The organism is Mycobacterium sp., assembly GCF_049281135.1.
Lineage (GTDB): Bacteria > Actinomycetota > Actinomycetes > Mycobacteriales > Mycobacteriaceae > Mycobacterium.
Window position 1 is genome coordinate 18,937 of record NZ_JBAPRN010000293.1, and the last position, 10,689, is coordinate 29,625.

Here is a 10,689-nt window from a genome sequence, read left to right on the forward strand (position 1 = left end):
ATTCGCTGTCCACGCTCACTCCTTGCCCAGATCCAGCAGCCGGCGCGCAATGATGTTGCGCTGGATCTCGGCGGTGCCGCCATAGATGGTCGCCGCTCGTGAGTAAAGGAATTCAGAGCGCCAAGGTGTGTCGTCCAACTCCAGTGTCCCGGGCAGCAGGTCACGCACTGTGTCGTAGAGTTGCTGCTCGGCGCCGGCCAACAACACTTTGTCGATCGATGTCTGCGGCCCCAGCCGTTCGCCGTCGGCCAAGCGGTGCTGCGTTGCCCGAGAACGGCAGCGCAGCGTGTGTAAAGCGAGATATGCCGCGCCGAGCTCGTATTCGTCAGGATTGGACGCTTCCGCGATCAGCTCGTCGAAGCGCGAGTAGAGGTAAGCGATGCGCTGCCAAAAGCAGGTGGACCGCTCATAGGGCAGCAGGTCCATCGCAAGTCGCCAGCCATCGCCGGGCTGGCCGAGCATGCGTTCGGCAGGCACCACCACGTCGTCGTAGTACACCTCGCAGAATTCGTCGACTCCGTGCATTGTCTGCAGCGGCCGAATGGTGATGCCGGGAGTATCCAAATCGACGAAGAACGCGGTGATGCCGTCGTAGCCGGGCGCGGTGCGGGTGAGCAGAACGCACCGGGTGGAGAACTGCGCGAAGCTGGTCCAGACCTTCTGCCCGTTGACGATCCAGTTTTCCCCGTGCTGGACCGCGCGGGTGGTCAGCGACGCCAGGTCGCTGCCCGATCCCGGCTCGGAAAAGCCCTGACACCATTGCTCTTCGCCCCTGAGTAGGCGTGGCACCATGTCGGCGGCGAGTTCGGCCGGCGCGTAATCGATCATCGTCGGCGTGAGCACCTCGAGCATCGAATAGGGACCCGGCTCGGCGAGGCGTCGGCCCACCACCTCTTCGCCGACAACCGCGCGAAGCATTGCCGGACCGCCTAATCCGCCGACTTCGACCGGCCAGCCGTATCGCATCCAATCGGCGTCGTAGAGCGCGCGGCAAACTCGGGCGTATTGGTGCATATGGCCCTGCAGCGAGTGATCCGGCCCCGGCGTCAGATCATTTTCGTCGAGCCAGGCCCGAAGATCAGAGCGGAACTGTTCGATCTTCATGCAGGGTTCGCGCTGGGACGCCCGATCGCGTGCGGGCGGCCGGAGTCGTGTACGCCGCTGCGCCGAATGAACGTCATGGCACGGGTTTTCAACCGCCATCCGTCGGCTGTGCGCACGTATGTGTCCTTGTAATAGCCGATCCGCATGTCGTGGGTGGCGTTGTCGATGAAGCACAGCGGTTGGGTTCCGGTCGCAGTGTCGCCGTCCAGATCGATCACCGGCGTCGCGGTCATGAACAAGCCTTTGGGCGCAGCGTCCACCAGCACCGGAAACCGGTCCAGCGAATATGTTTCGCCGAACGCGCTGTAGGTACCGTCCGGGGTGAAGACCGCGACCAAGCCGTCGATGTCTTCCTGCGTGATCGTCACCGCGTAGCGAGCCAGCAACTGCTGGATCTCGACAAGGTCCTCAATTCGGTTGAACATAAACCTTGCCGCCTTTCATCACGAAGCCCACCTTCTGGGTTACGCCGATGTCGGACAATGGATCTCCCGGCACGGCGATGATATCGGCAACCTGGCCCTCGGCGAGTCTGCCTCGGTCGGTCACATTGATCAGATCCGCGGCGACCACGGTGGCGGCCCGCAGCACCGCCAACGGCGGCAGCCCCCAGTCCACCAGCGTGACAAGCTCGTCGGCGTTCTTGCCGTGCGGGATGGCGGGAGCGTCGGTTCCGACCGCGATCTTCACGCCGGCTTCGTAGGCGGCCAGGATCGAGGTCCGCGACTTCGGGAACATCTCTGCGGCCTTGGCCTGAAGCTCAGGCGGGGCATGCGAGACGTCCATCCCCTCGGCCAGCCGTCGCGTCGACACCAGGAACGTGCCGCGCTCGACCATCAGGGCGATCGCCTCGTCGTCGATCAGGAACCCGTGCTCGATGCAGTCGATACCGGCTTCGACGGCGTGTTTGACGGCTTCGGCGCCATGCGTGTGCGCGGCCACCCGCATCCCACGCCGATGGGCCTCATCGACGATCGCGCGCAGCTCCTCATCCGAATAATGTTGTGCGCCAGGCGGTCCCGTCAACGACATGACGCCGCCCGAACAGCAGACCTTGATCAGCTCGGCGCCGTGTTTGATCTGGTAGCGCACTGCCTTGCGGATCTCGTCGACCCCGTTGGCGATGCCCTCCTCGACCGTCAACTCCAGTACATGCGGCGCGAACGCGGCGAACATCGTCGGGTCCAGATGCCCACCGGTCGGGGTGATCGCGTGCCCGGCCGGAACTACCCGCGGGCCGTCGATCCAACCCGCGTCGATCGCCTTGCCGAGCGCGACGTCGAGCAGATAGCCGCCGGTCTTGACGAACAGACCGAGGTTGCGCACGGTGGTGAATCCCGCCCGCAGCGTCCGGCGGGCGTTGCCCACGGCACGCAACATCCGGGTCGGTGGATCATCCTGCACCGAGGACAGCGCGGGTTTCTCCCCACGCCCGCCCATCAACAGGTTGACTTCCATGTCCATCAACCCGGGCAGCAAGACCGAGTCGCCGAGATCGATGATGTCACCTTCGGGTTTTCCGCCGACGCCGACGATCCGGTCCCCGTCGATGCGCAGGATGCCGGGCGAGACGATCTCGCCGGCGTCGACGTCGAGTAGCCCGGCAGCCTTGAGCGTGAGCACCGTCTAGATCACCGGCTCCCTGATCAGCTCGACCCACGCCGCCCCGCTGTCGGGGACGCGAGGCTGCTTCCACGCCTCGATCGGGAATGACACCATCACCAGCGACTGCATCAGATGCATCAGGGTTCGCGCGTCCTCGGGCAGGTCGTCGAGCGGGAACTTGTCGCAGTACTCGATCACGTCATTCAACCGGGGGAACGCCACGTCGTAGAACGCTTGCATCTCGGGCATCGACGACGCCAGCCGTTTGGCGTACCGCTCCGGCTCGGTGGCCAGATCCCACGCGAGATATGGCTCCAGGTCCGAGAATTCGGCGGGCAGTTGTTCAGTGGTGGCCATTGCCGGCAACCTCCTCCTTGAAGCCAGTCACGTAATCGCCGGTCACCTTGTGCAGGTGGCGCAGCATGATCTCCTGATCGCACAGCGGGAAGTCGTTGACCACCTTGGTGCCGATCATGGTCTGAGTCGCCTCCAAGGTGTTGGCATCCTGTAACGCGTACTCCTTGAACGTCACCGCGGCCAGCTCCTGGGCCAGGCGTTCACGCGCGTTACGCGGTGGCACGAAGTACAGCGTGCATTCGAAGATGTGCTTGTCGACGGCGGTCGGCCAGTAGTGGTAGGTCAGGAACCAGCCCGGCTCCCAGATCAGCAACATCAAGTTCGGGTAGAAGTGCCACTCGTCGATGCCCCATTGCGGCACCTTCTTCGGGTTGATGCCCGGGGGCAATTCACCGAACTTCGCGATGAGCTCCGGCTTGTCCCAGGGACCGAACAGCCCGCTGCGCAGCACCTGGTCCATCGGCTTGACCATGTCCATGGACGCGGGCGGCGCCTGACCGCCCCACGTCGAAATCATCGCGTGCGGGCTCGCCATTTCGTAGTACAGCGCCTCGAAGCCGTACTTCTGGATCTTGGCCGCCTCTTCCTTGGTGTACTGCCCCTGGTGCAACACCGGCGCGTGATAGAACTCGGCGAACGCGTCCATGAACAGCTTCCAGTTGCTGCCGACCTCGGCCCGGTAGGAGTAGGTCTCGGTCATCTCGCCGAACGGGTAACCCTCGATGCCCTTGGCCAGTGGTCCGAGGTAGTCGACCAGGGGCTTGGCCTGGTTGTCGAAGTTGATGAAGATGAAGCCTTCCCACAACTCGCACCGAACCGGCACCAGCCCGTAGTCGCTCTTGTCGACGTCGAAGAACTCGTCCTCCTGCTGGATGAAGGTCAGATCACCGTCGAGGCTGTAGCGCCACGCGTGGTACTTGCAGGTGAACTGACGGCAGGTGCCCGAGGTCTCCTCGTGCGGAAAGTCGTTCCACACCAGCTTGTTTCCGCGGTGGCGACAGACGTTGTGGTAGGCCTTGACGGACCCGTCCTTGGTCTTGACGATGATCACCGACACGCCCTTGCCGGCCGACGGCAACTCCTTGGTGAAGTAGCTGCCGGTGCGCGGTAGGCGCCCGACGCGGCCGACGTTGAGCCAGGTCCGCTTGAAGATCGCATCCCGCTCGGCTTCGAAGAACGCCGGATCGATCGAGTCGGTGTAATCCACCGGCGCGGTGCCCAGTTCCGGGTAATTCTCGGTCCAACTGCCGGCGTCCGGCTTGGTGAAGTGTGCCAACGTACTTACCTCTCCTTTGTTCCGCCATCGTGGTCGCCTTCGACCTCGACGCCAAAAGTGTTCAGGGCCATCGCAAGTGCGATGTAGTTGCCGGCGGTGAAGACCAGGTCCATCCGCTGCTTTTCATCGAGCCGCTCGCCGAGAGCCGCCCACGTCTCGTCGGACACGTTGGTCTTCTCGTCGAGTTCGTCAACGGCGTTCATCAACGCGCTGGCGAACGGGTCTTCCGACTGGCCTGTTTGTGCGGCTTCGATGTCGGCGTCGGACAGCCCGATTTCTCTGCCCATCTCGACGTGGTGTGACCACTCATAAGTGCAGCCGCGGCGGTGGGCGACGCGAAGGATGACCTGTTCGCGGATGCGCGGCGGCAACGTCGACCCGTACAGCAAGTAGGTGCTGAATTTGAGATACGCGCGCGTCAGCTTCGGATGGCGCACCAGGGTAGACAGCAGTGTCCCGGCGTCGTCCGGATTCCGTCGCTCCTCGGGGAGCATGCCCGATACCGCGTGCCGGGCAGCGTCGTCCCACTGGTCCGCCGGTAACGGCGACAGACGCATACGGGCTCCTCGTGTAAGAGAATCATATTCTCATATTTGATCAATAGGTTTCCACGAACTCCGGGATTGGTCAATATTTCGTTCCCACCTGCGGTGACATTGCCAGCCCCCGCGGCAGTGTCAGCTGCCCCAACCCGACACTTACCGTGGCAGGGGTAGCCTCAAGATGTTGATTCTCGGGAATCGAGAAGCTAGTTTTCATACACGGGAGATGTCAGCGGCGAAAGCGATTCGTCGACGGGCCGACTATGGGTTCGCAACAATCACGGGATAACCGCGAGCCAGTGACCAGGTGGGCCCCGAACGCCCCCGACTGAGAGGACCGGGCAGTGAACAAAGACGACATGATTTTGATCAGCGTCGACGACCACACCGTCGAGCCGCCGGACATGTTCAAGGACCACTTGCCGAAGAAATACATCGACGATGCCCCGCGCCTGGTGCACAACGACGACGGCTCGGACACCTGGCAGTTCCGCGACACGATCATCCCCAATGTCGCGCTGAACGCGGTGGCCGGTCGACCCAAAGAGGAATACGGAATCGAGCCGCAGGGCCTCGACGAGATCCGCCCGGGTTGTTACAACGTCGACGAGCGGATCAAAGACATGAACGCCGGGGGAATCCTGGCGTCGATCTGCTTCCCATCGTTCCCCGGCTTCGCCGGCCGCCTGTTCGCCACCGAGGATCACGACTTCTCGGTCGCTCTGGTGCAGGCGTACAACGACTGGCACATCGACGAATGGTGTGGCGCCTACCCGGCCCGCTTCATCCCGATGGCGATTCCGGTGATCTGGGATGCCGAAGAGTGCGCCAAAGAGGTGCGGCGGGTTTCCAAAAAGGGCGTCCACGCGCTGACCTTCACCGAGAACCCCGCTGCGATGGGCTACCCCAGCTTCCACGACGACTACTGGAAGCCACTGTGGGATGCGTTGTGCGACACCAACACCGTGATGAACATCCACATCGGTTCCTCGGGCCGGCTGGCGATCACGGCTCCCGATGCGCCGATGGACGTGATGATCACGCTGCAGCCGATGAACATCGTGCAAGCCGCCGCGGACCTGTTGTGGTCAAAGCCGATCAAGGAATACCCGGACCTGAAGATCGCGCTGTCCGAGGGCGGCACTGGTTGGATTCCCTACTTCCTCGAACGGGCCGACCGGACCTACGAGATGCACTCGACGTGGACGCACCAAGACTTCAAGGGCAAGCTGCCCAGCGAGGTTTTCCGCGAGCACTTCCTGACCTGCTTCATTAGCGACAAGGTCGGTGTCAAGCTCCGCAACATGATCGGCATCGACAACATCTGCTGGGAGGCCGACTACCCGCACAGCGACTCGATGTGGCCGGGCGCGCCCGAAGAATTGTGGGAAGTTCTGTCCGAGAACAATGTGCCGGACGACGAGATCAAGAAGATGGCGTACCAGAACGCGATGAAATGGTATTCGTTCGACCCGTTCAGCCACCTCACTGAAGCGCAGGCCTCGGTGGGTGCATTGCGGAAATCTGCTGAGGGGCACGATGTTTCGATCCGCGCACTCAGCAAACACAAGGAATCCAGGTCGGGTTCGTCGTTCGCGGAATTTGCGGCCAGCGCGAAAAATCTGACCGGCAACACGGACTGACGCGGCACCGGACATATCTGCGCCGGTGGCTGAACTGATAAAAGGAGATTTCGCAGTGGCCGGCGGTGGGATGAACTTCGAGCTGACCGATGACCAACAGCTGATCCGTACGTCGGTCGCCGAGTTGGCGTCGAAGTTCGACGACCACTATTGGATGGAAAAAGACCAGGCGCACGAATTCCCGCAAGAGTTCTACGACGCGATCGCCAGCGGCGGCTGGCTCGGCATGACGATCCCCGAGGAGTACGGCGGCCACGGACTCGGCATCACCGAGGCTACGTTGCTGCTCGAGGAGGTCTCGCGATCGGGTGCTGCGATGAACGGTGCCAGCGCGATTCACCTCACCATCTTCGGCATGCAGCCCGTCGTCAAGCACGGCTCCGACGAGCTCAAAGCCAGGACCCTCCCACGAATCGTCAATGGCGATCTGCATGTGTGCTTTGGTGTCACCGAACCTGGTGCGGGACTTGATACGTCGCGCATCACCACCTTCGCCAAGCGCGAAGGCGACACCTACCGGATCAACGGCCGCAAGGTCTGGATCTCCAAGGCGCTGGAGTCCGAGAAGATCCTGCTGCTGACGCGAACCACGCCGTTCGACGAGGTCACCAAGAAGACCGACGGCATGACGCTGTTCCTCACGGACCTCGATCGCGACCACCTCGACATCCGGCCGATCAAGAAGATGGGCCGCAACGCGGTCAGCTCCAACGAGGTCTTCATCGACGATCTGATCGTCCCGGTCGAGGATCGCGTCGGCGAAGAAGGACAAGGCTTTAAGTACATCCTCGACGGTCTCAACCCGGAGCGGATGCTGATCGCCGCCGAGGCGCTGGGCATCGGGCGCGTCGCGCTGGAAAAGGCCGTCAAATACGGCAACGAGCGTGTCGTGTTCAACCGCCCGATCGGCATGAACCAGGGCCTGCAGTTCCCGCTGGCCGACTCGCTGGCCCGACTCGACGCCGCGGAACTCATTCTGCGCAAGGCTACCTGGCTGTACGACAACGGGAAACCCTGTGGCCGCGAAGCCAATACGGCGAAGTACCTGTGTGCCGACGCCGGATTCGCGGCGGCCGATCGGGCCCTGCAATTGCACGGCGGGATGGGCTACTCGGAGGAGTACCACGTGTCGCGCTACTTCCGCGAGTCTCGTCTGATGAAGATCGCCCCGGTCAGCCAGGAGATGATTCTCAACTTCCTTGGCGAGCACGTGCTGGGATTGCCGAGGAGCTACTGATGGCGCGGTCACTGTTCGATCTGACCGGCCACTCGGCATGATCACGGCACGGTGATGTGATGTCGGAAACTCGGGGGCCGCTGACGGGCATCACCGTGGTGGCTCTGGAGCAGGCGGTCTCGGCGCCGATGTGTACCCGCGTGCTCGCCGATTTCGGTGCTCGTGTCATCAAGGTGGAAAACCCCAAGGGTGGAGACTTCGCCCGGTATTACGACGAAGTCGTCAACGGGCTTGCCGCGCACTTCGTTTGGGCCAACCGCGGCAAGGAGTCGGTGACAATCGACCTGAAAGCCGATGCAGGGCGGGACATTCTGCATCGGTTACTCGACCGATCGGATGTGCTGGTCTCCAACCTCGCTCCGGGCGCTGTCGCCCGACTCGGCGTCTCGGCCGCCGACCTAAAGCAGCGCCACCCGAACGTGATCGCGGTCGAGATCGACGGATACGGTCCCGGCGGACCGCTGTCACACAAGCGGGCATACGACTTGCTGGTGCAGGCGGAGTCGGGCGCCTGCGCCATCACCGGCAACCCGGGCGCACCGGCAAAACCAGGCCCGCCGGTGGCGGACATCAGCACCGGACTGTACTCGGCGCTGTCGATTCTGGCGCTGCTCTACTCCCGCGACGCTCAGTCCACACCTGCCCAGCACGGCAACACTGTCGGTCTCAGCCTGCTCGACACCATGACCGAGCTGATGGGCTATCCGCTGACCTACACCCAGCATTCCGGTATCGAGCAGCAGCCGCTCGGGATGAGTTCGCCAGCGGTCGCGCCGTACGGCGCCTATCGCACCGGCGATGACCAGACCGTCGTGCTGGGAACAACGAACGATGCTGAATGGCAAAGACTTTCGCGCCAGATCATTGAGCGCGAGGACCTCGCCGACGACCCTCGGTTCGCCAGCAACTCGTCGCGCTGTGCCCACCGGGCCATCCTGGACGAGGCCATCGGCGACTGGTGTGCGCAACACGACCTGGACCATGTGCAGAAGACCGCGGACGCAGCCGGGATCGGCAATGCGCGGTACAACACGCCCAGTGAAGTGCTGGTGCACCCGCAGCTGACCGCCCGAGACCGGTGGCGTGCGGTGGATACACCCGCCGGGCCGATCCAAGCCCTGTTGCCGCCGCCCGTCATCGCCGGCTTCAAGCCCGCGATGGGCGCGGTGCCCGGGCTGGGACAGCACACCGATGCGGTGCTGGCCGAACTCGGCGTCGGCCACGACGAGATCGACCGGCTGCGCGTACTGGGCGCCATCGGACCGGCTTACGCCTGATGTCTTCCACTGAGGCTGTGCTGCTGAGCGACGACCGCGACGGTGTGCGGACGCTGACGCTGAACCGGCCGCGTCGCAAGAACGCGATCAACCGAGAATTGTGGGTCGCGCTGGCCGAAGCGCTCACTGCTGCCGACAAAGACCGCGGTGTGCGCGCGGTGGTGATCACCGGTGCCGAAGGAGCGTTTTGTTCCGGTGCCGATATTTCGACGCCGGACGACAGCCATCCCGTCCACAAGCTGCAGCGGCTGACCGACGTCGCGCTGGCGCTGCACGAGTTGTCGGTGCCCACCATCGCCAAAGTCAACGGCGTCGCGGTAGGTGCCGGATGGAACCTGGCACTGGGCTGCGACCTGGTGGCAGCGACGCCCGAATCCACCTTCTCGCAGATCTTTTCCAAGCGCGGCTTGTCAGTGGACCTCGGCGGCTCGTGGCTGCTGCCGAAAATCGTTGGCCTGCAACAGGCCAAACGACTGGTGCTGCTGGCGGACACCATCGACGCCGCCGAGGCGCACGCGCTGGGCCTGGTGACCTGGCTGGTGGATGCCGGCGGGATCGACGCCTTCGTCGCCGACGTCGCCGACCGGCTGGCCGCCGGGCCGCCGGTTGCGTTGGCGCACAGCAAGGCGCTGCTGAACGAGGGAGTGGATCGGACCATGCGCGATGCGCTGGCCAATGAAGCACGCGCACAGGTAGGTAACTTCGCCACGGTCGATTCAGCCGAAGCGTATGCGGCCTTCGACGAAAAGCGGGACCCGTCGTTCACGGGACAATGGGCGGTCAAGAGATCGGAGCAGAAAAATGCGTGAAACAGTCATCGTCGAGGCCGTGCGGACGCCCGTCGGTAAGCGCAACGGTGGATTGTCGAGCATGCACGCCGCCGACCTGTCGGCCATCGTGCTCAATGAGCTCGTGGGGCGCACCGGAATCGATCCGGACATCATCGACGACGTCGTCTGGGGGTGTGTGTCTCAGGTCGGCGACCAGTCCAGCAACATCGGCCGCTACGCGGTGCTGGCGGCAGGCTGGCCCGAAAGCATCCCGGGCACAACGATCAACCGGGCCTGCGGTTCTAGCCAGCAGGCTCTCGATTTCGCGGTGCAAGCGGTGATGTCCGGCCAGCAGGACGTGGTGGTGGCCGGCGGCGTAGAGGTGATGAGCCGGGTGCCGCTGGGCTCGGCGAGGGCAACTGGACAACCCTACGGCCCCAAAGTGCTTGAACGCTATAGCGGTTTCTCGTTCAACCAGGGTCTGTCGGCGGAGATGATCGCCAAGCAGTGGGGCTTCTCCCGCACCCGGCTCGACGAATATTCCGCGTTGTCCCATGAGCGGGCCGCAGCGGCGCAGGACAACGGCGCCTTCACCGAACAGATCGTTCCGGTCTTCCCCGCTCAAGGAGACGACGGCGCAGTCGTCACCGCGGACGAAGGGATACGGCGGGGAACCACCGTCGAGAAATTGGCGGGCCTGAAGCCCGCATTCGACGACGCCGGCGTGATCCATGCCGGCAATTCGTCGCAAATCTCCGATGGCGCAGCGGCGTTGCTGGTCATGACATCGCAAATGGCGGTCGAGCTGGGCCTCACGCCATTGGTGCGATACCGGGCCGGCGCCGTGACCGGCGCGGATCCGGTGCTGATGCTCACCG

At 63.6% G+C, this 10,689-nt stretch carries 11 protein-coding genes; 5 read left to right on the plus strand and 6 right to left on the minus strand.

Annotation, left to right across the window (positions count from 1 at the left end; genetic code table 11):
* Positions 1-15 precede the first annotated feature (15 nt).
* From WAN02_RS11860 to WAN02_RS11885, 6 genes are read right to left on the minus strand one after another with little or no spacing between them, the layout of a single operon-like run.
* Positions 16-1,104 (minus strand): acyl-CoA dehydrogenase family protein, encoded by a 1,089-nt coding sequence (locus WAN02_RS11860; RefSeq protein ID WP_422264363.1) that lies wholly within the window; start codon positions 1,102-1,104, stop codon positions 16-18.
* Entirely contained in the window at positions 1,101-1,529 is a 429-nt protein-coding gene (locus tag WAN02_RS11865; protein ID WP_422264364.1) for a nuclear transport factor 2 family protein, read from the minus strand. Before WAN02_RS11865 ends, WAN02_RS11860 begins: the two co-directional genes overlap by 4 nt.
* Positions 1,513-2,727, minus strand: coding sequence for a metal-dependent hydrolase family protein (locus WAN02_RS11870; RefSeq protein WP_422264365.1), 1,215 nt, complete (start codon positions 2,725-2,727; stop codon positions 1,513-1,515). The genes WAN02_RS11865 and WAN02_RS11870 overlap by 17 nt, the downstream gene beginning before the upstream one ends.
* Positions 2,728-2,730: 3 nt before the next feature.
* On the minus strand, positions 2,731-3,066 hold the full coding sequence (locus WAN02_RS11875; protein ID WP_325695630.1) for a hypothetical protein: 336 nt from the start codon (positions 3,064-3,066) through the stop codon (positions 2,731-2,733).
* Positions 3,053-4,342, minus strand: a complete 1,290-nt coding sequence (locus tag WAN02_RS11880) for an aromatic ring-hydroxylating oxygenase subunit alpha (protein WP_422264366.1) — start codon at positions 4,340-4,342, stop codon at positions 3,053-3,055. Before WAN02_RS11880 ends, WAN02_RS11875 begins: the two co-directional genes overlap by 14 nt.
* A gap of 5 nt (positions 4,343-4,347) precedes the next feature.
* Complete coding sequence (locus WAN02_RS11885) at positions 4,348-4,899, minus strand: carboxymuconolactone decarboxylase family protein (RefSeq protein WP_422264367.1); 552 nt, start codon at positions 4,897-4,899, stop codon at positions 4,348-4,350.
* Between the two features lie 329 nt (positions 4,900-5,228).
* Between WAN02_RS11885 and WAN02_RS11890 the strand changes: the two genes are divergently transcribed.
* The 5 genes from WAN02_RS11890 to WAN02_RS11910 all read left to right on the plus strand — a co-directional run.
* Positions 5,229-6,527 (plus strand): amidohydrolase family protein, encoded by a 1,299-nt coding sequence (locus tag WAN02_RS11890; RefSeq protein ID WP_422264368.1) that lies wholly within the window; start codon positions 5,229-5,231, stop codon positions 6,525-6,527.
* 70 nt (positions 6,528-6,597) lie between these two features.
* Positions 6,598-7,764: an acyl-CoA dehydrogenase family protein gene (locus tag WAN02_RS11895; RefSeq protein ID WP_422264374.1), complete on the plus strand. Its 1,167-nt coding sequence runs from the start codon at positions 6,598-6,600 to the stop codon at positions 7,762-7,764.
* A gap of 59 nt (positions 7,765-7,823) precedes the next feature.
* Complete coding sequence (locus WAN02_RS11900) at positions 7,824-9,041, plus strand: CaiB/BaiF CoA transferase family protein (RefSeq protein ID WP_422264369.1); 1,218 nt, start codon at positions 7,824-7,826, stop codon at positions 9,039-9,041.
* Entirely contained in the window at positions 9,041-9,850 is an 810-nt protein-coding gene (locus WAN02_RS11905) for an enoyl-CoA hydratase/isomerase family protein (RefSeq protein WP_422264370.1), read from the plus strand. The genes WAN02_RS11900 and WAN02_RS11905 overlap by 1 nt, the downstream gene beginning before the upstream one ends.
* The coding region (locus tag WAN02_RS11910) for a thiolase family protein (protein ID WP_422264371.1) at positions 9,843-10,689 on the plus strand (847 nt) is incomplete at its 3' end. The genes WAN02_RS11905 and WAN02_RS11910, both read left to right, overlap by 8 nt.

What these genes read in the sequence shown, in the direction of transcription:
- WAN02_RS11860 (WP_422264363.1), bottom strand. Translation starts at nt 1,104, where the DNA reads ATGAAGATCGAACAGTTCCGCTCTGATCTTCGGGCCTGGCTCGACGAA.
- WAN02_RS11885 (WP_422264367.1), bottom strand. Translation starts at nt 4,899, where the DNA reads ATGCGTCTGTCGCCGTTACCGGCGGACCAGTGGGACGACGCTGCCCGG.
- WAN02_RS11895 (WP_422264374.1), top strand. Translation starts at nt 6,598, where the DNA reads ATGAACTTCGAGCTGACCGATGACCAACAGCTGATCCGTACGTCGGTC.
- WAN02_RS11905 (WP_422264370.1), top strand. Translation starts at nt 9,041, where the DNA reads ATGTCTTCCACTGAGGCTGTGCTGCTGAGCGACGACCGCGACGGTGTG.
- WAN02_RS11875 (WP_325695630.1), bottom strand. Translation starts at nt 3,066, where the DNA reads ATGGCCACCACTGAACAACTGCCCGCCGAATTCTCGGACCTGGAGCCA.
- WAN02_RS11900 (WP_422264369.1), top strand. Translation starts at nt 7,824, where the DNA reads ATGTCGGAAACTCGGGGGCCGCTGACGGGCATCACCGTGGTGGCTCTG.
- WAN02_RS11865 (WP_422264364.1), bottom strand. Translation starts at nt 1,529, where the DNA reads ATGTTCAACCGAATTGAGGACCTTGTCGAGATCCAGCAGTTGCTGGCT.